General features: G+C 64.9%; 22 protein-coding genes. 13 read left to right on the top strand and 9 right to left on the bottom strand.

Going from position 1 to position 21,255, the window contains the following annotated elements; genetic code table 11:
• Positions 1-89: 89 nt before the first annotated feature.
• The 3 genes from KMZ29_RS04350 to KMZ29_RS04360 form a co-directional block, all read right to left on the bottom strand.
• Entirely contained in the window at positions 90-1,616 is a 1,527-nt protein-coding gene (locus tag KMZ29_RS04350; RefSeq protein ID WP_215622610.1) for a serine hydrolase, read from the bottom strand.
• A 181-nt stretch (positions 1,617-1,797) separates the two neighbouring features.
• Complete coding sequence (locus KMZ29_RS04355) at positions 1,798-3,603, bottom strand: glucan ABC transporter ATP-binding protein/ permease (RefSeq protein ID WP_215622611.1); 1,806 nt, start codon at positions 3,601-3,603, stop codon at positions 1,798-1,800.
• Positions 3,604-3,693: 90 nt separating this feature from the next.
• Positions 3,694-4,749, bottom strand: coding sequence for an ABC transporter substrate-binding protein (locus KMZ29_RS04360; RefSeq protein ID WP_215622612.1), 1,056 nt, complete (start codon positions 4,747-4,749; stop codon positions 3,694-3,696).
• Positions 4,750-4,977: 228 nt separating this feature from the next.
• On the opposite strand from KMZ29_RS04360, the gene KMZ29_RS04365 reads away from it, so the two are divergent.
• The 5 genes from KMZ29_RS04365 (at position 4,978) to KMZ29_RS04385 (ending at position 8,363) form a co-directional block, all read left to right on the top strand.
• Positions 4,978-5,418: a hypothetical protein gene (locus tag KMZ29_RS04365; protein ID WP_215622613.1), complete on the top strand. Its 441-nt coding sequence runs from the start codon at positions 4,978-4,980 to the stop codon at positions 5,416-5,418.
• 125 nt (positions 5,419-5,543) lie between these two features.
• On the top strand, positions 5,544-5,969 hold the full coding sequence (hisE, locus tag KMZ29_RS04370; RefSeq protein ID WP_215622614.1) for a phosphoribosyl-ATP diphosphatase: 426 nt from the start codon (positions 5,544-5,546) through the stop codon (positions 5,967-5,969).
• Between the two features lie 45 nt (positions 5,970-6,014).
• Positions 6,015-6,614 (top strand): YqaA family protein, encoded by a 600-nt coding sequence (locus tag KMZ29_RS04375; protein WP_215622615.1) that lies wholly within the window; start codon positions 6,015-6,017, stop codon positions 6,612-6,614.
• A 53-nt stretch (positions 6,615-6,667) separates the two neighbouring features.
• On the top strand, positions 6,668-7,285 hold the full coding sequence (locus KMZ29_RS04380) for a hypothetical protein (protein WP_215622616.1): 618 nt from the start codon (positions 6,668-6,670) through the stop codon (positions 7,283-7,285).
• 109 nt (positions 7,286-7,394) lie between these two features.
• Positions 7,395-8,363 carry an NAD(P)H-dependent flavin oxidoreductase gene (locus KMZ29_RS04385; RefSeq protein WP_215604858.1) on the top strand — a complete coding sequence of 323 codons (969 nt, stop codon included), beginning with the start codon at positions 7,395-7,397 and terminating at the stop codon, positions 8,361-8,363.
• A gap of 62 nt (positions 8,364-8,425) precedes the next feature.
• On the opposite strand, the gene KMZ29_RS04390 is transcribed toward KMZ29_RS04385, so the two are convergent.
• Positions 8,426-10,012, bottom strand: a complete 1,587-nt coding sequence (locus KMZ29_RS04390) for an ABC transporter substrate-binding protein (protein ID WP_369810075.1) — start codon at positions 10,010-10,012, stop codon at positions 8,426-8,428.
• A gap of 28 nt (positions 10,013-10,040) precedes the next feature.
• Positions 10,041-10,607: a hypothetical protein gene (locus tag KMZ29_RS04395; protein ID WP_215622617.1), complete on the bottom strand. Its 567-nt coding sequence runs from the start codon at positions 10,605-10,607 to the stop codon at positions 10,041-10,043.
• 692 nt (positions 10,608-11,299) lie between these two features.
• Here KMZ29_RS04395 and minC point away from each other — a divergent pair.
• From minC to KMZ29_RS04430, 7 genes are all read left to right on the top strand, one after another.
• The gene (gene minC / locus KMZ29_RS04400) at positions 11,300-11,992 is read left to right on the top strand and encodes a septum site-determining protein MinC (protein WP_215622618.1); all 693 of its coding nucleotides are present in this window, start codon (positions 11,300-11,302) and stop codon (positions 11,990-11,992) included.
• 19 nt (positions 11,993-12,011) lie between these two features.
• Entirely contained in the window at positions 12,012-12,827 is an 816-nt protein-coding gene (gene minD, locus KMZ29_RS04405) for a septum site-determining protein MinD (RefSeq protein ID WP_215622619.1), read from the top strand.
• The gene (gene minE / locus KMZ29_RS04410; protein WP_215606553.1) at positions 12,827-13,102 is read left to right on the top strand and encodes a cell division topological specificity factor MinE; all 276 of its coding nucleotides are present in this window, start codon (positions 12,827-12,829) and stop codon (positions 13,100-13,102) included. Before minD ends, minE begins: the two co-directional genes overlap by 1 nt.
• A 138-nt stretch (positions 13,103-13,240) precedes the next feature.
• Positions 13,241-14,014: a thioesterase family protein gene (locus KMZ29_RS04415; RefSeq protein WP_215622620.1), complete on the top strand. Its 774-nt coding sequence runs from the start codon at positions 13,241-13,243 to the stop codon at positions 14,012-14,014.
• A 357-nt stretch (positions 14,015-14,371) separates the two neighbouring features.
• On the top strand, positions 14,372-16,213 hold the full coding sequence (gene ilvD / locus KMZ29_RS04420; RefSeq protein WP_215622621.1) for a dihydroxy-acid dehydratase: 1,842 nt from the start codon (positions 14,372-14,374) through the stop codon (positions 16,211-16,213).
• 148 nt (positions 16,214-16,361) lie between these two features.
• Positions 16,362-16,610 carry a hypothetical protein gene (locus tag KMZ29_RS04425; protein ID WP_215614668.1) on the top strand — a complete coding sequence of 83 codons (249 nt, stop codon included), beginning with the start codon at positions 16,362-16,364 and terminating at the stop codon, positions 16,608-16,610.
• 125 nt (positions 16,611-16,735) lie between these two features.
• Positions 16,736-17,383 carry a hypothetical protein gene (locus KMZ29_RS04430; protein WP_215622622.1) on the top strand — a complete coding sequence of 216 codons (648 nt, stop codon included), beginning with the start codon at positions 16,736-16,738 and terminating at the stop codon, positions 17,381-17,383.
• 163 nt (positions 17,384-17,546) lie between these two features.
• On the opposite strand, the gene KMZ29_RS04435 is transcribed toward KMZ29_RS04430, so the two are convergent.
• Positions 17,547-17,774, bottom strand: a complete 228-nt coding sequence (locus tag KMZ29_RS04435; protein ID WP_215622623.1) for a cysteine rich repeat-containing protein — start codon at positions 17,772-17,774, stop codon at positions 17,547-17,549.
• A gap of 242 nt (positions 17,775-18,016) precedes the next feature.
• Between KMZ29_RS04435 and KMZ29_RS04440 the strand changes: the two genes are divergently transcribed.
• Positions 18,017-18,316, top strand: coding sequence for a hypothetical protein (locus KMZ29_RS04440; protein ID WP_215622624.1), 300 nt, complete (start codon positions 18,017-18,019; stop codon positions 18,314-18,316).
• Positions 18,317-18,322: 6 nt separating this feature from the next.
• Here KMZ29_RS04440 and KMZ29_RS04445 read toward each other — a convergent pair whose 3' ends face one another.
• The 3 genes from KMZ29_RS04445 to KMZ29_RS04455 form a co-directional block, all read right to left on the bottom strand.
• Complete coding sequence (locus KMZ29_RS04445) at positions 18,323-20,254, bottom strand: sensor histidine kinase (protein WP_249779822.1); 1,932 nt, start codon at positions 20,252-20,254, stop codon at positions 18,323-18,325.
• Positions 20,251-20,928: a response regulator gene (locus tag KMZ29_RS04450; RefSeq protein ID WP_215622625.1), complete on the bottom strand. Its 678-nt coding sequence runs from the start codon at positions 20,926-20,928 to the stop codon at positions 20,251-20,253. Before KMZ29_RS04450 ends, KMZ29_RS04445 begins: the two co-directional genes overlap by 4 nt.
• A 71-nt stretch (positions 20,929-20,999) precedes the next feature.
• Complete coding sequence (locus tag KMZ29_RS04455) at positions 21,000-21,185, bottom strand: hypothetical protein (RefSeq protein ID WP_215622626.1); 186 nt, start codon at positions 21,183-21,185, stop codon at positions 21,000-21,002.
• Positions 21,186-21,255: the final 70 nt, after the last annotated feature.

The following is a 21,255-nucleotide window of genomic DNA, read 5'->3' on the forward strand; positions in this document are numbered from 1 at the left end:
CCGGCAGTATTGAGCATTGCGGCGGCCGATGGCAAGCGGCTGCGCGTTATCGACGCATCGGTGGTTAACCCGGCCGGCCGAAATCAGGCTCAGCTGCGCGGCGCGGCGGCGGTCTTTGGGTCGGAAGGCTTGGCTTCGCTGCTCTTTGGAGCAGGCTTGGTCGCGGGCTTGGCAGCCGGCTTTTCAGCAGCAGCTTTGGGCTTGGCCGGCTTCGCGGCAGGCTTGTCGGTTGCGGCAGCCGGCTTGTCGGAAGCCTTGTCGGATGTCTTGTCGGATGTCTTGGGGGCGGCCGACGGCTTGGCGTGTGCCTGCCTGACGGGTTTCGCGGCAGGTTTGCCGTCGGACTTGGCTTCAGACTTGGCTTCGGATTTGGCTTCGGATTTGGCATCCTTGCCCGCAGTCCTCGCTTCGGCCGTGGCGTCCGGTTTCCTGGCTGCGAGCCGGGACTTCTTTCCGCGATGGCGCGTCGTCTGCTTCTGCTCGTCCACGGCCACGGCGGCGATCAGGGCGGCGCCGGTCTTCTTCGGGCCAGTGTAGACCACGACGGGCTGCGACGTTGCGGGCGCCGCCGCCAGCAGTTCGGACGGCTTTGCCATCGGCGGTTGCAGTCCGGCGGTGAAGAAGGTGACGGCGGCTTCGCCGCTGCTGGCACCGTTGGCACTGGCAACGAGGTCCTCGTCCTCGTCGCTGGCGGGCCGCTTGCGCTTGCCGTTGCACATCTCGTCGCGCAGGTTGGGCGGCGAGGCGTCGACCGGCGCCAGATTGTCGACGGTGCCGAGCGAGGGCCGCAGCCACGACAATGTGTTGTTGGCAAAGCCGCGCTCGAGCAATTGTGCGGCTTTCACCGCGCGCGCCTGCCCCGACGACGCGCCGAGCACGACGGCGATCAGCCGCTTGCCGTTGCGCGTGGCCGAGGCCACCAGATTGTAACCGGAGGCGCAGATGAAGCCGGTCTTGAAGCCGTCGGCGCCCGGATAGCGCCCGATCAGCTTGTTGAAATTCTGCGTGACCCGGCGGCCGAACCGGATCGATGGCGTGTGCATGAAATATTCGTATTCCGGAAGGTCGCGAAGGATCGCGCGGGCTAGGATCGCGAGATCGCGCGCCGAGGTGACCTGGCCCTCGGCGGGCAGGCCGTTCGGATTGACGTAACTGGTCTGCGTCATGCCGAGCCGCTGCGCGGTCGAATTCATCTGCGCGGAGAAACCGTCGACCGAACCGGCGACGCCCTCGGCGAGCACCACGGCCATGTCGTTGGCCGACTTCACCATCATCATCAGCAGCGCGTTTTCGACGGTGACCTGGGTTCCCGGCCGAAAGCCCATCTTGGAAGGCGACTGCGAGGCTGCGACCGGCGACACGGTCAACGTGCTCTCGAGCGACAGCCGGCCTTCCTTGACCGCCTTCAGCGTGACATAGGCCGTCATCATCTTGGTGACGGACGCGGGATACCAGGGATAGGTTGCGTTCTCGGCCTGCAGCACCTTGCCGGTATCGGCTTCGACCACCAGCAGCGCCTCCGCAAGCACGACGCGCGGCGCAAGAACGGCGAGCGCTGCGGCAAGAACGATCCAGCTCAACGATGACTTGCGAAGCGAGGGGCGAAGAAACTGCACTATCCGATTCCGGTCCTTTGAGACCCGCCTTCGAAGAGGAGGTCTGGCGTGTGACGTTCGGGTTTCAAGCGTGTCCGGCGCCGTCGGTTACGGCGGTTGCAAACCTATACCTGCTTGGGGGCCCGGAACAGAGGCTGTGCGATTAAATCGTGGACGAAATAGGCCGATTTTTCGGCATTGGCTAACTCTTGACGGCGGCGCTGTCCGGTTGCGGCGCCTGGATGCTGGCCCGCGCATTTTCCTGCACCATGAACTGGGCCCGCGCGAGTTCCGCAAAACGGCCGCCTTGCGCCACCAGTTCGTCGAAAGTTCCGCTTTCGATCACGCGGCCGTTGTCGAACACCAGGACACGCGTGGCGTTGCGGATGGTCGAAAGCCGGTGCGCGATCACGAACGTGGTGCGTCCCTTCATCACCTCGTCCAGCGCCGCGTTGACCTTGGCTTCGGTGACGGCATCGAGCGCGCTGGTGGCCTCATCGAGGATCAGGATCGGCGGATCTTTCAATAGTGCGCGCGCGATCGACAGTCGCTGCCGCTCGCCGCCGGACAGCATGCGCCCGCGCTCGCCGGCACTGGTCTCGAATCCGTGCTCGCTGCGCTCGATGAATTCCAGCGCCTGGGCGCGGCCCGCCGCAATCCGCATTTCTTCTTCCGATGCGTCCGGCTTGCCGACGCGCAGGTTGTCGGCGATCGAACGGTTGAACAGCAGCGCTTCCTGAAACACCACGCCGATGTTCCGCCGCAGCGCCGTCAGCGTCAGGCCGCGGACATCCATGCCGTCGACCCTGATGAAGCCAGACTGCGGATCGAACGCGCGATGCAACAGCGCGATCGCGGTCGATTTTCCGGCGCCGGTGGGACCGACCAGCGCGATGGTCTGGCCAGGCAGCGCGGTGAAGGAAAGATCCTCGACCGCGGGCCGCTTGCCGTCATAGGAGAATGAGACGTCCTTGAATTCGACCAGGCCCGAGAGCCGGCCGGGATCGATCGCGTCGGGCCGGTCGCGCACCGCGGGCACCGCGTCCAGTACGTTGAAGAATTCCTGCAGCCGTGGCGCCTCCATGAACACGTTGTTGATGAAGGAGACCACCTGTTCGAGCTTCTGGATCAGCATGGTGGCGAAGCTCACGAACATCACGATCTCGCCGACCGAGGTGAGGCCCTGCCCGTGCAGCGCGATGCCGACGGTGAAGATCGCGAGCACGGTGATGGTGGTCGACGCCCGCGTGATGACGGTGACCAGCGCCCACCACGACAAGACCGGCATCTGCACCGCCAGCAGCTTGTCGGCGACGTAGCGCAGGCCCTCGACCTCGGCGCTGATGCGCACGAAGCTTTGTACCAGCGCGACATTGCCGAGCGCGTCGGAGGCGCGCGCGGACAGGTCGCTGTAATGCTCCTCGACCTCGCTTTGCATGCCGTAGGTCTTGCGCACCACCAGCGTGGTCAGCACCGTGAACACCACGCACAGCACGAACAGCAGGACCGCCAGCCGCCAGTTGATGTAGAGCGCCAGCGGCAGCAGCACCACCAGCGACATGATCGCGGCGAAATGCTCGCGGAAAAATCCGAGCCAGAGCCGCCATAGCGAGTCGGTGCCGTTCAGCATCACCTTCATCAGCCGGCCGGAATGGTGACCGGTGTGGAAGGTCAGCGGCAACTGCATGATGTGTTCGAAATAATTCGTCAGCACCGCCTGGCGCTGGCGGTGCGCCAGCCGGTCGGCGTGCAGCGCCACCGCCGCACTGCACAGAAGAGTGAACAGGCCGAACGCCGCCCACGCCGCCAGCAGCGGCCAGGCCGACGAAGACGCCAGCGGACCGCTGACGGGTTTGCCGGAGAGCACGTCGATGATGCGGCCGAACAGCACCGGTTCGGCGAATTGCGCGCCGGCCAAGAGCAGGTTGGCGCCGGCCAGAATCCAGCCCAGCCGCGCTTCCTTGCCGAGCAGTTCGAGGACGCGGGTATAAAGGCGAAGCATGGACATGCGGGCGGGACTCACGGGGCGGACGGCGGGTCAGGCCCGCATTCTAATCAGGGATCGCCGGGGAGATACAGGCGTCCGCCGAGGTTTTGCTCAGTTGATCAGGCGGCCGGCGATCGGCGGCAGGAAGGAATCGTCGAAAATATCCGGTACCGCCGGCCGCTTCTGGAATTTGAAGTCCTCGGCGATCTGGCCGACCGACCGGTCGAAGCGGGCGGGATCGATGCTGCCGATGCCGTTGCGCTTCACCTCGCCGGTGAGAATGTTGTCGCGAATGACGCTGCGCAGGCGTTCCAGCTCGAGATCGTGCGATCCGCCATCCATCCGGCTGACGACTTCATCCGCCGCGTGCCCCGGCTCCTTGATCGCCAGATGGGTGCCGGCAATCGCCGCGCGCAGAAAACCCTTCACCGCCTCGGGTTTGGCGGCGGCGAATGCCGGGTTGACGATGAGCGCGAAGCCGTAGGCCTCACAGCCATAGTCGGCGAATCGAAGCACCGCGAGGTCGTCGGCCGGAACGCCGCGATCCCTCAGATTGACCGCCGACAGATAGGAAAATCCGGTGACGGCATCGACCTGACCCGCCGACAGCATCGGCTCGCGCACGGCGGCGCTGATCTTGTGCTGCTTCACGCCCGCGACCTTGATCCCGTTCTGCCGCGCCAAGGCCGGCCACAGCCGGATCGACAGGTCGCCCTGGGCGACGCCCAGCGTCTTGCCCTCGATATCGGAGAGCGCGTGAATGCCGCGGCTCTTGCGGGCAATGATGGCGTAGGGCGCCTTGTTGAACAGCACGAACACCGCCTTGATCGGCGGGGCGCCCGGTTTGTCGCGAAAGCGGATCAGTTCGTTGATGTCGACCAGCGCGAAATCGCTGGTCCCTGCGGCGACGCGGGCAATGCCGTCGGCCGATCCGCTGGCGATATTGGTGTTGACCGAAAGCCCCTCCGAACTGAACAAACCCTTCGCCGTCGCCAGCACGAAGGGGGCTGCACTGGCGTCGATCGGACGATCGAGGGAAAACTGGACCGCAACCGGGGGCTTTTCATCGGCAGCCCGGCTTTCTCCCGCACCGAGCCAGCCAAAACCCAGCAGGCTCGTCAACAAAGCCAGGAAGCAGCGGGTTGAGATGGTTTGACCTACAAGCATCGGGATTACATCGGGACCGGAGGGCACTAGCCGCGCCGGCTATGATTGTTTGATGACGCCTGCAGCGCCGGAGGCAGGCATTCTGCCGCAGGATATCTGAACGGTCGATGAGTGCCATGATTTCGACACCGATCGTTCAGCTTGCATTCGGATTGGGGAACCTAACGTGGAGGCCAGTGGTTAGCTTGACGAGGCCTGCCAGGCCAGGCTGCCACGGAGGACATTGAAATGTTCGCGCGAAAAGGTTCGTTTTCATCGATCGGTCGTACCGCCGTCATGGCGACGGTGGCGGCGTTGGCGCTGACGGCAGTCGAGCCGTCGATGGCGCGCGCCGGGTCCGCGCCTGCAGGCGAGGGTCTGGCGGCGGCGACCGCCACCAGCGACGCCACCGACTTCAGCGCCCGCCGCCGTTACTATCGGGGCGGCGGCGCTGCCGCGGCAGCGGCCTTCGCCGGTATTGTCGGCACCGGTCTTGCGATTGCCGCGGCCCAGAACCGCCGCGATTATTACTATGGCGGCGGGCCGGTCTATTACGGCGGTGGTCCCGTCTATTACGGCGGTGGCCCGGTCTATTACGGCGGCGGCCCCTATTACTACGGCGAACGCAGCGGATACGGTTACGGCGGGTACGGTTATGATGGCGCCAAGAGCTATTATGGTGGCTGGTAAGCGTTGCCTTCCCGAACCGACTTCGGTCCGCCGGCCTTAACGATGCCGGCGGATTTCCTTCGGCCTGGGGTGCGGAAAGGCCTGCCGTTAACACGCTTTCCATCGGATTCGACTAGTTTCGAACGATGAGTGATTCGCTCGGCAGGCTTTATCTGGCAGTGCTCGCGGCCAAGGATCTCGATCCGGCAACGTCGCGAACCGCACGGCTGTTTCAGCGTGGCCCGGCCAAGATGGCCAAGAAACTGGCGGAAGAAGCCATCGAGGTCGTGATCGATGCCGTCAATGGCAATTCCGATGCGGTGGTCCGCGAGAGCGCCGATCTTCTCTACAATCTCACCGTGCTGTGGGCGGCGGCCGGCGTCCGCCCCGAGGACGTCTGGCGCGAGATGGAGCGGCGCGAACATCTGCTCGGCATCGCCGAGAAGCTGCCGAAATCGTCCGTCAAACTGCCGAAGTCGGCTGGGGCTTCGGCTGCGACTCCGGCCGCTTCCCCGGCCGTCCGGCGACGAATTGTCGCGCTTGAAGGCCGCAGCCTGCGCAAGCGGCACTAATCCACCTCAAATTCGGGCACTTCGCGGCATAGACAAATCCGCTCCATGGTGGTTCATCGCGCCATGCTGAGACGGATCTACGATTGGTGCATTGACTCCGCCCACAAGCCATACTCGGTCTGGATCATGGGCGCGGTATCGTTCGCGGAAAGCTCGTTCTTTCCGGTGCCACCGGATGTGATGTTGGTCCCGATGTCGCTGGCGCGGCCGGAGCGGGCCTGGTTCTACGCCATGGTCTGCACCGTAACCTCGGTGCTGGGCGGCATCGTCGGCTATGCCATTGGCGCGCTGCTCTACGATTCCCTCGGGCAATGGCTGATCCAGGTCTACGGTCTCAGCGGCAAGGTCGAAGCCTTCCGCGCATCCTATGCCGAATGGGGCGCCTTGATCATCATCGGCAAGGGTCTGACGCCGATCCCCTACAAGCTCGTGACCATCACCTCGGGCTTCGCCGGTTACAACGTCTGGCTATTCGTGCTGTGCTCGATCATCGCACGCGGCGGACGCTTCTTCGTGGTGGCGATCCTGCTCAACCGCTACGGCGAATGGATCCGGACCAGGATCGAGAAACATCTGGGGCTGTGGGTGGCGCTGGGCGCCGCCGTGCTGGTGCTCGGATTCTACATTGCATTTCGATTGATTTGAACGCTGCCGTGAAGCGCTTTGCTGGTTGGCGGGTTCGGGTTAGGCTCGCTGCTATGCTCGATCGCACCGGCAACATCCTGGCGCTGTCCAGGACGCATGTCGCGACCGCCTGCGCGGCGCTGTCGATGTTGGTCATGGCCACGCAAGCCTCTTGGCCGCAGGCCGCACCCCCGCCGCCATCCTCGCTCGGCGTCCAGTCGCCGGCCCAGCAAACAGTGCCGGACCGGCCCGCGCCCCGGCAGAGCGAGCCTGCGCCGCCGCCCCAGCCGCCGGCGCAGGAGGAAAATCCGGGTCTGATCAACGAACTCGGAAAATTGTGGGAGAAATCCAAGTCGATCCTGCCGCCCCTGAAAAGCCCGCAGGAGACCATCGAGGACCTCAACACCCGTGCCAAGGAGGTCACCAAGGACGCCGGCGAAAGCCTGTCGCGCCTGGCCAAGCCCTCCTTGATGGTGACCGGGCGCATGGGGTGTCCGGTGTCGGCCAACGGCGCTCCGGACTGCAAGGCCGGCGCGGACAAGCTCTGCCAGAGCAAGGGCTACAAGGAAGGCAAGAGCCTCGATACCGATGCTGCGGAAAAGTGCTCGGCCAGGGTGTATCTGCCGGGCCACAAACGCGAGCCGGGCGACTGCCGGACCGAAAATTACGTGACCCGCGCGCTATGCCAGTAGCGCCTTGGCACAAGCGAAAACGGCGGATTTGCCTTCATGGTATGATGTCTGGCATTTATCCGGCCAATGCACCACGCCTTCCCCGAATGAGCTAAGAGGATTTTTTCGAATGTCCATGCCTGCCTTGTTCAAGGGTCGTCTGTCGATTCCCGTGATCGGATCGCCGCTGTTCATCATTTCAGTGCCCGATCTCGTGATCGCGCAGTGCAAGGCGGGTATCGTCGGCTCGTTTCCGTCGCTGAATGCTCGTCCGCCGGCCTTGCTCGACGAGTGGCTGGTGCGGATCAAGGAAGAGCTGGCCGCGTACGACAAGGCGCATCCCGAGCGGCCGTCGGCGCCGTTCGCGGTCAACCAGATCGTGCATAAATCCAACAACCGGCTCGATCACGACCTGGCGCTTTGCGAAAAGCACAAGGTGCCGATGATCATCACCTCGCTCGGCGCGCGCGAAGAGCTCAATCAGGCCGCGCATCGCTGGGGCGGCATCGTGTTTCACGACGTGATCAACCAGCGGTTCGCCCACAAGGCGATCGAGAAGGGCGCCGACGGCCTGATCCTGGTCGCCGCCGGCGCCGGCGGCCATGCCGGCGAGATCTCGCCGTTCGCGTTCGTGGCGGAAACCAGGCAATGGTTCGACGGGCCGGTTGCGCTGTCGGGTGCGATCGGCAACGGCCGCGCGATCCGCGCGGCGCGGGTGCTCGGCGCCGACTTCGCCTATATCGGCTCCGCCTTCATCGCCACCACCGAAGCCAATGCGGTGGAGGGCTACAAGCAGATGGTCACCACCTCGACCGCCGAAGACATCGTCTATTCCAACCTGTTCACCGGCGTGCACGGCAACTACCTGAAGAAGTCGATCGTCGCCGCCGGCATGGACCCGGACAACCTGCCGGAGTCCGACCCGTCGAAAATGAACTTCGGCACCGACGCCACGGGCGAGCGCGCCAAGCCGAAGGCCTGGAAGGACATCTGGGGCAGCGGCCAGGGTGTCGGCAGCGTCGGCAAGATCGTGCCCGCCGCCGAACTGATCGCGCGGTTCAAGAAGGAATACGACGAGGCCATCGACCCGCCGCTGTGAGGTCTGGCCTGATCTGAAGATGTTCCTTCAGCGCGGCGTCATCGCGTCCGGCCGACCGCTCCTTATTCGAGTTCGATCGGCTGGAACTTTCCAGTTTCGTCGAGCGCGGTTCCCCAGATCTTGTGCGAAGCCTGGTGTTCGCCGCGGCCAAAGCTGAGCGACGTGCCAAGGCCCAGATCGAGATTGCGCGTGTTCTCGAGAACGTCGATCAGCTTTTCGGTATCGAATTGCGGTCCGGCGCGCTTGATGGCCTGGATCAGCACGTTCGCCGCGACGAAGCCTTCCAGAGAGACATAGTCAGGCGCTTCGCCGGGGAAATACTTGGCGAGGGCATTCTTGTATTCGAGCACGATCGATGAATAGCCGGAAACCGCCGGCACCACCTGCGTGACGATGACGCCGGTAGCGTAGCGCGCGCCCAGAAGCTTCAATTCCTCGGCAAGCGCGGTGCTGCCGACGAACGATACGTTGGTGTAAATCATCTGAGGATTGATATCGCGCGTCTTCTCGATGAACCTCGCGGCGGCTCGATAGGTCGACACCATGACCACGGCCCTGATCGACTTTTGCGCCTTCAGCTGATTGACCGCATCCTCGACATCGACGGTGTTTCGCGTGTAGTTGAGCCGAACAATGGCGCCGTCGTTGGCGCCGAGCGCGCGAAATGCCTTGGCGACGCCTGCGAACCCCGCGTCGCCGTAGGAGTCCTGCTGGGCGAAAACGGCGATCTGCCTGGGTTGCAGTTTGCGCATTTTCACGAGGTAGCGGACTACGGCATCGGTTTCTTCCGCATAGCTCGCCCGATAGTTGAACACATAGCGATCGGGCGGATCGCTGCGGAGGATATTCGCGCCGGTGAACGCGCCGAAGAACAGCATTCGCCGCTCGAGCGCGTAAGGCACCGCGACGACGGCGGTGGGCGTTCCGACATTTCCGATGATGCCGAATACCTGATCTTTTTCGTAGAGCTGCTTCATGGCCTCAGTCGTCCGCGTCGGCTCATAGCCGTCATCGGCCGCGATGAGCCGGAGCATCCGGCCCTCTATGCCGCCGGCATCGTTGATCCGGTTGAACGCAGTGTCGATGCCGAGCTTCATCTGGCGTCCGAGCTCCTTCGCGGCGCCGGAAAACGGCGCCGCGATCCCGAACCGGATTTCCCGGTCGGTGATGCCGCGCTGAGGAGGCGCGGTGGCGATCGGCGCCGTCGAAGTGGCGGCGACCGCGGACGGCGGTCCAATGGCCGCCGCCAGGCTCGGCCCGGCGATCGAGCGTTCGAGGTCCGCCAGCTGGCGGTCGGCCGATTTGCAATCCGTCCTTCCCGACGATATGGCGCTACGGCCGTCAGCGACGCTGCGGTCGAACAGTTGCGTAAGGTTCGTTCGCTCGGCCTCGTTGGATGAGCCCTCCCTTATCACGGCCGCGAACTTGTCGGAGATCGTCTGGATCCGGGACCGCGCGATGTCCGGGCAGGCCAACGCCGAACCAACAATCGGTCCGACGCGGCTTGCAAGGTCGCGCACTATTTCCGCGTTGCCGGGCGCCGCGTCCGCGGCGCCTGCGAGCAAGGTGCCTATGAGCAGCACCATCCAGCGAGCGCATCGCGCGCTCCGCGAGACCGTGGTCGTATTGGACCGATCATCAGGCAGCATCGTCACTCTTTCCTGTTTGTGTTGTTGCTCAAGGCGCTTGGCTTGGTGCCGGCTTCTGGCGCCACTGAACGAACTGTTGAAGCAGTCGTTCGGACTGCTCGCGCGTCACGGTTGAAGAATTCTGGGGGGACGCCAGAATCGTCTGAAACTCGGCCGTTGCAGGTTTCGGCCCGTCGTTGCTGGCGTCGGGCTGGATCAGCATCGCCTTTACCGACTGGACCATGCCGGCGAGAGCGCCCGTGTCGGGTTGCCGGGACGCGGGAATCATGATGACGAAGAACAGCGCCACGACGGCCGAAATGCCGACGGCGGCCGTGAAGCGGCCGACGACGCTGACGAGCGCCTTTCGCCGATCCAGTTCGCGGGCCAGCCCCGGCGGTTCGTGGATGACCTCGGGGTCCAGCGGGTGCCACAAGGCGCTGGAAACCGCGTTCTCGAGTTGGATATCGAGAGAGGCCGGCGGGGAGATCGGAGCCCTTGCGGGTTCGGAATTTGTGTCCTTCGAAAGCGGAGGTCGTGTTCCCAATCTTTCGCGCAGCCCGCGCGGTGCATAGTACTCGGGATTGTCGGGGCCAAGACGGTCGTGGTCACTCAAGCTACTCATACGCTACTCCTCACTACGGCTACGCTTGGGAATGGCACCGGGCGCTGGATGGCGCCGCGGGAACTGAACTCCGGATTTTTCTCCGGAACGATTGGACAAAGGTTCCAGCCGGCGAGGGGACGCGATCTCGCCGAACGAGATGACGAGTTCGGCCGTGGAATCCGAGTCAAAGATCCGGACGCAGACTTTGCATCATGCGCTTCGCGCGTCAGCCTGCGATTGAAATCGCGCGACGGCGCCGTTTCCGCCCCTTCCATTGCCTTGGTTCCCCGGCAAGTGTCCGTCGCGAACGACGGTGGAAATGACCCGCCGGCAATCGCGCTGGCAAAGTCACTGAGATGTGATGGAGCTGGGGCGAGACATTATTAGGTCGGAACCTCGACTGAATTGAGGTCAGTTTTTGCCGGTCAACAGCTTTGGCACAGTGGCGAAATCGCGCGCGAATCATTGGTAGCTGGCATTAACCGCGCTATCGAAAGTGCGGGGCGGCCACAAACTCGACAAAATAAGTCCACGGTTTTTCAAATGCCGCATTGCGATGTCCGAACATGAGCAGGACAGGATTCTTCTTCGGCGGGATGCGACCTGACACCCTGTTGCCGAATAACCGGCGCCATTAACGAACCGTTAACCAAGACCGCCGATTCTTAACCATTCGATAAGGAAAGGCGAGTCGATCCCCCATGGACGCAATCGTGGAGCCAACGCGACAATTGGTGCGCCTGCGCGGACGCTCATATGTGGCGTTTGTATTTTGTCCGGTGGTGCCGATCGTGGGCTGGCTTGAAGAACTGGACGCCACGCTCGCGCGTTCGCCCGGTTTCTTTGTCGGCAAGCCGGTCGTGCTCGACCTCTCGGCGCTGGATCTCAGTCAATCCGCCATCGCACATCTTGTCACGAGCCTCGAGCAGCGGAATATCCGCGTGCTCGGGATCGAAGGCGTCGACCAGGGCCACATGACCAAGAGCCTGCCGCCCTTGCTCACGGGCGGACGCCACTGCGCGCTCAAGCCCAGCGAACCCGCAAAGCCCGAAGCCAAACCGAAATCGACCTCTCTGCTGCTCGAAAGCCCGGTGCGCTCCGGTCAGTCGGTGGTCTTTACCGAAGGTGACGTCACCGTGCTCGGTTCGGTCGGCTCCGGTGCGGAAATCGTGGCCGGCGGTTCGATCCATATCTACGGGGCGCTTCGCGGCCGGGCGATGGCAGGGGTGAACGGCAACTCCGCCGCCCGGATCTTTTGCCAGAAGATCGAGGCCGAGCTTCTGGCCATCGACGGCTACTACCAGACTGCCGAAGAAATAGACCCCTCTCTGCGCAATCGGCCGGCCCAGGCGTGGCTGGAAGGCGACATCATGAAAATCACAGCGCTGGTTTAACCGGTTAAGGGAGCAAAGAATGGCCAAAGTCCTGGTCGTGACGTCCGGCAAAGGCGGCGTCGGAAAAACGACATCGACGGCCGCGCTCGGCGCGGCGCTCGCGCAAATGGGAGAAAAGGTGGTGGTGGTCGACTTCGACGTCGGCCTGCGCAACCTCGACCTCGTGCTGGGAGCGGAACGACGCGTTGTATTCGACCTCATCAATGTGGTGCAGGGCGTTGCCAAGCTCTCGCAGGCGCTGATCCGCGACAAACGTCTTGAGAATCTGTGGCTGCTTCCCGCCTCCCAGACCAGGGACAAGGATGCCCTGACCGACGAGGGCGTCGGCAGCATCATCGCGGACCTGCGCACCAGGTTCGACTGGATCCTCTGCGACAGCCCGGCGGGAATCGAACGGGGCGCGACGCTGGCGATGCGCTACGCCGACGAGGCCGTCATCGTCACCAATCCCGAAGTCTCGTCGGTGCGCGATTCCGACCGGATCATCGGCATGCTCGATTCGAAGACCGTGAGGGCCGAGAGGGGCGAGCGGGTGGAAAAGCACGTGCTGATCACCCGGTACGATTCGGGGCGCGCAGCGCGCGGCGAAATGCTCAGCATTGACGATATTCTCGAAATCCTCGCAACGCCGCTGCTCGGGATCATTCCGGAAAGCCAGGACGTGTTGCGGGCGTCGAACGTCGGATCGCCGGTGACGCTGAATAACGCCGCCAGCGCGCCGGCCCGCGCTTACATGGATGCAGCGCGCCGTCTGATGGGAGAAACCGTCACCATGGCGGTCCCGACGGAGCGCAAGGGACTGATGAACAGGCTGCTGGGACGGAGGGCCGCATGATGAATCTGCTGCGGCTTCTCGGTGGCCGTAATGCTTCCGCGCCTGTTGCACGGGAACGGCTGCAGATTCTGCTCGCTCATGAACGCGGTATGCGCGGCCAGCCGGAGCTGCTGGGCCTGCTGCGGGCAGAGATCCTCGCCGTCGTTTCGCGGCATGTCGTGCTTGATCCGGAGAAGGTCATCGTCAGGATGGAACGGGGCAAACACGTATCGACGCTTGAAGTCGATATCGAAGTGCCCAACGGCTTTGAAAGATCGCTCGCCGCCGCAGGTTGACCACCGATCGCCAGTTCGACACTTTTCGGCGCGGTTCGTCGAACCGGGGTTGCGTGGGCGCATCGGGTGTGGCCTTTGCTGGCCGGCCAGTTGTGCGCCGCGCCGCAGCCCGAACCCAGCTGAAACGGAATTGATCTGATGGACGCCATCTATCGCGTGGACGGCAATCGCGTGCTGACGAGTCCCGATGCCGCCGGCCCCTGGGACCCCCGCATGCAGCACGGCTCGGCGCCGTCATCGCTGGTGGTGTGGGCGGCCGAAGCCATTCCGACGCCGGTGCCGATGCTGGTCGCGCGCGTCACCATCGATCTGATGCGCCCGGTGCCGGTGGCGCCGCTGACGTTTGAGACTGAAATCCTGCGCGCGGGCCGCAAGATCCAGCTCTGCGCGGTCAGGCTGCTCGCCGACGGTGTTGTCGTGGTCGGCGCCACCGTGCTGAAGATCAAGACGCAGGCTTTGAGCTTGCCGCCCGATGTCGCGGATTTGCCGGTCGAGCTTCCGGGGCCGGATCAATCGCGCCCGGAGCCGGCGGACTTCTCCTCGAGCCCCTTTGTATCGGGCATGTCGTTGCGGGCGGCCCGCGGCCGCTTCGGCGCGCCGGGTCCAGGCGCGATCTGGTATCGCGCCGACCGCACTTTGGTGGAGGGGGCGCCGGTGTCGCAGGCGATGCGGGCGGTGGTGGCGGCCGATTTCTGCAACGGCACCTCGGCGGCGCTGGATTTCCGTGAATGGACCTTCATCAATGCCGACCTCACCGTCAGCATGGCGCGGCAGCCGGTCGGCGAGTGGATCCTGCTCGATGCGGAATCCTGGATCGGCCCGGATGGCGCAGGCCTCGCCATGGCGCGGCTTGCCGACACAGAAGGCTATTTCGGTCGCGTGGTGCAGAGTCTCGTGATCGAGAAGCGGTAGACCTTGGGTTCATTCCGGGATGCGCCTCCCGGAATCTCGAGATTCCGGGTTCGTGCTTCGCCGCCCCGGAATGACAAGTCGTGGGTTTCAAACAGGCCTTCGCAGCGCGACCGGGCTCCGCCGTTGGCCCTTCATCCTTCGTTTCGCTGCGCTGCAACACACCGGCAGCTGTCGGGCTAACGCAGACCCAATGCGGACCTGGCAGCCCGATCGAAGCCGAAATGATTGCCAACTTTCCCTGACCGTGCCAAAGGGCGACCGCATAGCGCCCCTGCGCCGAGCCACGTTCAACCGGCGGGGTTCGCCGTCTAGAAGACGGTCGCCGCGTCGAATTCCCGACCCTCAAAAGGACAGCCCATGCCCGCCTACCGCTCCAGGACCACCACCCACGGCCGCAACATGGCGGGCGCTCGCGGCCTGTGGCGGGCCACCGGCATGAAGAACGAGGATTTCGGCAAGCCGATCATTGCCGTGGTCAATTCGTTCACCCAGTTCGTGCCGGGCCACGTCCATCTCAAGGACCTCGGCCAGCTGGTGGCGCGCGAGATCGAGAAGGCCGGCGGCGTCGCCAAGGAGTTCAACACCATCGCGGTCGACGACGGCATCGCGATGGGCCACGACGGCATGCTCTACAGCCTGCCGTCGCGCGAGCTCATCGCCGACAGCGTCGAGTACATGGTCAATGCGCATTGCGCCGACGCCATGGTGTGCATCTCCAATTGCGACAAGATCACGCCGGGCATGCTGATGGCGGCGCTGCGGATCAACATTCCGACCGTGTTCGTCTCGGGCGGCCCGATGGAATCCGGCAAGGTCAGCCTCAAGGGCAAGATTCGCGCGCTCGATCTGGTCGACGCCATGGTCGCGGCCGCCGACGACACCGTCAGCGACGCCGACGTCGAGATCATCGAGCGATCGGCCTGTCCGACCTGCGGGTCGTGCTCGGGCATGTTCACCGCCAATTCGATGAACTGCCTGACCGAGGCGCTGGGCCTGGCGCTGCCCGGCAACGGCTCGGTGCTGGCGACCCATGCCGATCGCAAGGGGCTGTTCGTCGAAGCGGGGCATCTGATCGTCGATCTGGCGCGCCGCTATTACGAGCAGGACGACGAGACGGTCCTGCCGCGCAACATCGCCAGCTTCAAGGCGTTCGAAAACGCCATGACGCTCGATATCGCGATGGGCGGATCGACCAACACGGTGCTGCATCTGTTGGCCGCCGCCTATGAGGGCGGCATCCCCTTCACCATGCAGGATATCGACCGGCTGTCGCGCCGGGTGCCGGTGCTGTGCAAGGTGGCGCCCTCGGTGCCCGACGTGCATCTGGAAGACGTCCACCGCGCCGGCGGCGTGATGGCCATTCTCGGCGAGCTCGACCGCGCCAATCTGATCCATCGCGAGCTGCCGATGGTGCACTCGAGGTCGCTCGAGGACGCGCTGAACCGCTGGGATATCAGGCGCACCAAGAGCGAAAGCGTGCGCACCTTCTTCAAGGCGGCGCCCGGCAACGTGCCGACGCAGGTGGCGTTCAGTCAGGAACGCCGCTTCGAGGAAGTCGATACCGACCGCGCCAAGGGCTGTGTCCGCGACGCCGAACATGCTTTTTCCAAGGACGGCGGCCTCGCCGTGCTGTCGGGAAATCTGGCGCTGGACGGTTGCATCGTGAAGACCGCAGGCGTCGACGAGAGCATCCTGAAATTCGAGGGACCGGCGCGGATCTTCGAAAGCCAGGACGCCGCGGTCGAGGGCATCCTCGGCGGCAAGATCAAGGCCGGCGACGTCGTCGTGATCCGCTATGAGGGGCCGCGAGGCGGGCCGGGCATGCAGGAGATGCTGTACCCGACCAGCTACATCAAATCGAAGGGGCTCGGAAAGACCTGCGCCCTGATCACCGACGGCCGCTTCTCCGGCGGAACCTCCGGTCTGTCGATCGGACATATTTCGCCGGAAGCGGCGGAAGGCGGCCTGATCGGACTGGTCGAGGAGGGCGACCGCATCAGCATCGACATTCCCGCCCGCTCGATCAGCCTGCTGGTCGACGACACGGTCCTGGCGCAGCGCCGGCAGGCCATGCTGAACCGCAAGGCCGAGGCATGGAAGCCGGCGAAGCGAACCCGCAAGGTGTCGATGGCGCTCAAGGCCTATGCGGCGCTGACCACCAGCGCCGCGCGCGGCGCGGTGCGCATCGTTCCGGACTGATCGAAACCGCGGCGCCGTGCGCGCCGTGGTTCTACGGACAGGCGTCGCTTAAGGCGTCATTAACCATCTCGCTCCAAGAATCAGGTCCAGGACCGGCCATCGCTTATCGCAGCGGGCCGGGCCGCAAGTCCGTTCGAGGGGATGCGAGATGGATTTCGAGACACTTTTTGCCAAAACCCCGGCCACTATCGACGAGATCAGGGCCCGGGTCGCCTATGCGCTCGAGCGGCATCCGCTGTGCCGCAGCGTGCAGTTCGACATCGTCTCGACGCCCCGCACCTCCAGGGGCGGCAACTGGACCATCAGCCTGCGCTCGGTCGCGCCGGACGCGCTCTGGGAGGCCTCCGACATCGTCGCCGACATCCAGGACGCCTACGATCTGGCCGTTGCGGCCTGAAATTAACCATTTTGGCGGCGATTCCGCCCGAATTGGCGACCGCCGCCACGCCGGCGTGGTTACGCCATAATTAATGCCCAGTTATCGGGAAAGTGATCATGTCGCTTGAGGAAACGGAGAGCTGCTTGACGCGAGCCATCACGATCATTGCGATGACCTGCTTTCTCGTCGTCGGCGCCGCCGCCACCAGCATACTCGGCCGCGACAGCATACCGGGCGCCCGGCTGGAAATGGCCGCCGCTTCCGTCATCCAGAACCCGGTCTCCAACAAGGCAAGCAAGAAGGATAAGTTGGCGGTTGCCGCTCCCGTCGCGCTGGCCTCGTACGAGCCGCAGCAAACCGCGATCCTGAGCGAGCCGCTGCGCCAGGCTTTCGCTGCCGCCGGTCCCGCCGATATCGTTCCGCCGCAGATCGCGGCCCCGCAGGCGCCGAAGCCGAAGGCGGCCGCCAGGCCGCAGCCGCAGAAATCCTACGCGCTGCTCAGCGACGTGCAGATCGCCGGCATCAAGGAGCGCCTCAAACTTTCGCCCGACCAGGAATCCTACTGGCCGGGGGTGGAAAACGCGCTGCGCGCCATCGCCCGCAAGATCCACGCCACCCGCAAGACGGATCCGCACGCGACGGGCACGCCGATCGATCCCGACGCCGAAGAAGTCCAGCAGCTGAAATCGGCGGCGATGCCGCTGTTGTTCCAGTTGCGCGAGGACCAGAAGCGCGAAGTGCGCTCGCTCGCCCGCATCATCGGCCTGGAAAAAGTCGCCTCGATGATCTGAGGCGGGGTGCGCCCGCAAATTGGCGGTTTGCCGAGTAACACAGGCTGTCGTCACCCGCGCGAAAGCGGGTGACCCAGTATTCCAGAGACGCCAGCGATAAAGCCGAGGAGCCCCGCGGCGTACTGGCTCGCCCTTTCCTCCGCGCAAAGCGACGAACGCGAACTCAGCCGCCGCGGGATTCTACCACCTTGCGGCAGGAGTCGGAAAGCTTGGTCTTGTTCTCGCGCAGGCAGGCGTTCATCTGCGGCGGCTTGCCGACGTGTTCGGCGCAGAATTTACCCGCATCGGAACGGCAGGCCATCTGATCCTGCGGACTGGGGCCCGATTGCGCGCCCGCCGATGCGGCGCCGGCCGTCAGCAAGGCGACTGCGAGCAACAATGACTTGTTCATGATTACCTCTCCTGAAAAAATGGTTGGCCTGGATTGAACCGGCCGCAACCTCGCCGGGGCCGCCATCGCGGTCCATGCCATGTTCATGGCATCAACGATGCGCAGCGCCGCCGGGGCGATTCCGGCTCCCCCATCTTCATGGGATGTCGCCGCTCGCGGCCATGGCCCATGGATCGTCGTGCGTCGGCTGCGAAAGATCGATCGGTCCTCGCAAGACTGCACGTCCAATCGGGAGAGATGAGATGTTGAAGAAGGCAGGATGGATGGGCGCCGGGTTGACCTTGACGGTGCTTTCGACACTGGCGTCGGTTTCGCTGGGCGCCGGCTCGGCCGAGGCCGCCGTCGTCTATTGCAAGACCGTGGGCGTGCCGAAGGGCTGCGTGGTGCGGCCGACCGCGCCCGTGGTGGTCGCGCCTGTGGTTGCCGCACCGGTGGCCGCCGCCGCGGTGGCGACTCCCGGCGTCGGCGCACCGGGCGTGGGCGTCCGCGCCGGCACCCCGATGAATCGTGGCGGTCCGGTCGACCGCGTCGGCCGTCGCTAAACCGCTTCAGCCGGCAGCGGTGTCGCTGTCGGGAAAGCGGCGGGGCAATGTCAGTTTGACACGGGTGCCGCCGGTGCCGGAGCTGATCTCCAGTTCCGCGCCACAACGGGCGGCGCGGCTTCGCATGTTGCGCAAGCCGCGCGCCGCTTTCAGGCCGCCGCCGGCCGCGTCGCCATCCGCGGCGACCTCGAATCCCTTGCCGTCGTCTTCGATGGCGATGCAGCCGCGCGGCAGGCCCGCGGCATCGGTGAGCGTCTCGATGCTGACCGTGATGCGCCGCGCGCGGGCGTGCTTGATCGCGTTGGTCAGCGCCTCGTCCAACAGCCGCACGATCTGGATGACGTGCCCTGGCCTGAGTTCGGGATGCACCGGCAGGCCCTGCGGGCTCACCGCAAAATCCAGCGCGATATCGTGCGGCCGCAGCTGTGCCATGGCGCGCTCGCGCCACGAGCCGAGCGCCAGCATCAGGTCGCCGCCGATATCGTCCATCGAATCGATCACGACGCGAAGATCCCTCAGCGCCGCCCGCGCCGCTTCGCCGATTCCCGCACCCGCATTGCCGCGCTCGCTCAGCGCGACGATGGAGACAAGCTGGCCGCCCAGCCCGTCATGCAGGTCGCGCATCAGGCGAGTGCGCTCCCGCGCCAGCGCCGCCGCACGGGCGCGCTCTTCCTCGCGGGCGAAACTGGCCTTCAGCTTGTCCTCGGCCTCGCGCACCAGCGTCACCATGCTGGCGGCAAAGCCGTCGACCTGGTTGAGCGCGCGGGCGAAGCGCCAGGTCAGCCCGGCGCCGATCGCCGCCAGCATGGCCGAATAGGACAGCCGCGCGAGCAGGATGCGCCGGTTGGGCATCAGCTGGAGCACCGAGAGCAGGTCGAGCGCCCAGCAGGTCAGGACGATGGTCAGCGCGCAGCCCAGCATGAGACTGATGGCGTCCTGTTTCCGCCATACTGCGTGGGCGGCGATCAGCGCCAGCGCCACGACGCAAAGGCCGACCGTCGGCGCCCCCACAAGCAGGAAGGCTTCGCGGCTCAGCGTCGCATCGCCGAACAGTCCTGCTGCTGCGACCACAAGGCCGGGAGTGAAAATGAGCCAGCCGTAGCGCGGCCATTTCCAGCCGAAGAACAACAGCGCGAAGGTCAGGACGAAAGCGCTCTCCAGCGGCGCCGAAGAGATCAGCATCGCGTTGAGCCTGGAGAACGGCGAATCCTGCATCGGCGTCTGAAAGAACGCCTGGCCGACGCCGATCGCCATCGCCGCGGCCAGCACGCCATAGGCCGGCTCGTGGCGCCGCATCATCCACATGATGCCGAGGATCACGGCGAGGATCGCCTGCCATGCCGAAAACACCACCGGCAGGGTGACGAACAACAGCGTCCGGGCGTTGTAGCTCGGCCGCAGCATGGCGTCGGGGCCGACATAGAGGCGATCCAGAAAGCCCTTGATCGGGCCCCATACGAACAGCCGTATGGCGAGATCGTTCGCGCCCTCGCGCAGCAGCGACGCCGGGATCACCGCGATCTCCGGCGTGTTGCGATCGGGCCGGTTGGCGGCGGGGTTGCGCCGGCTGTCCAGGATCACGACGCCGTTGACGGCCACCTCGACACCGTTGGTGAAGCGCGGCAGCAACACCGACCATGCGCCTTGCGGCTCGCCGCCCGGCCATGTGAACCGGCCGCTGTAGAGCGGCGGATCGTTCAACTGATAACGCGAGGCGGTGAAATGCGGCAGCGTCACCGAGCGCTCGGCGCCGTTCTCCTTGAGGCTGAAATCGGTGACGAGATAGCGCGAGGAGGGCTCCGGCGGCGGTATGCGCAGCGCGAACAGGCACAAGACGACGATGACCGCCTGGAGCAGGAGATACTGCATCAGCAGCGCGGCCCGCTCGGGCCGGCGGCGACGGCCGGATGAAGTGGCGGGCGGCGCGGCGTCCGTCACAACCGGATCAAGCCTTGCTGCAGCGCCTCGAACACCGCCTCGCCCCGGGTGTGGACTTCCAGCTTGCGATAGATGTTCTTGATGTGGCCGGGCACGGTCTGGCGCGACAGGCCGAGATGGCCGGCGATCTCGGCGTAGCTGAAGCCCTTGGCGATGCCCCACAGGATATCGATTTCGCGCGGCGTCAGCCTGGCGGTATTGAGTTGCGGGCCGGGCGGAGGCTCCGGCGTGCTCTGGGTCCGGCGCACGATGAAGCGTGCGATCGACGCCGAGATCGGCGAATGCCCGGCAACCAGTTCGTGGACCGTGGCCGCGATGTCGGTCGGAAATGCATCCTTCAGGAGATAGCCGGTCGCGCCGACGGTGATGGCGGAGATCACGCTCTCTTCGTCGCCGAGAATCGAGATCACCATGATTTCCGTGTCGGGGAAGCGTTGCCGCGTCTCGCGGATCAGCTCGATGCCGTGGCCGTCCGGCAGCTGCAGATCGGTCAGCAGCACCTTTGGGCCGGCTTGCGCCAGGCTGGCGCGGGCCTCGGCGAGCGTCGCGGCCGATGTAACCTGGAAGCCGGCCTTGGCAAGCGCGTCCTGCAGCCGCCACGATGTCGGCGCGTCGTCTTCGACAAGCAGAATCGTGATGACCTGCGAAGGCCCCTGGTCGTTCAGCAGACTCATTATCGTGCCCCGGCCGCCTTCCCGCGGCGAATGCAGTTTAACCCCGGGAGCGGATTTGGCGACAGCCATGTTCATGGGGGACGTCGGCCGATCTCATCATCACGCTGCTGATGCCGCTGCCTCAACTTGCCGTTCAATCTGGGGGCTTTGGGTTCGACCGGGGCTGCGGCCGCGGGCGAGGCTGCGGCCGCAACGCCGGCGTCGGGTTCAACGCTTGCGACGCTGATCACGATGATCACCGGCGTGATCGGCGCCATTCTAGCAGCTTCATGGCCCTTAGGTGAGCCAAGGCGAATTCTCCGGCCGTTCTTCACGAAAAGGCCAGAC

Origin of the sequence: Bradyrhizobium sediminis, assembly GCF_018736085.1 — a bacterium.
Classification (GTDB): domain Bacteria; phylum Pseudomonadota; class Alphaproteobacteria; order Rhizobiales; family Xanthobacteraceae; genus Bradyrhizobium; species Bradyrhizobium sediminis.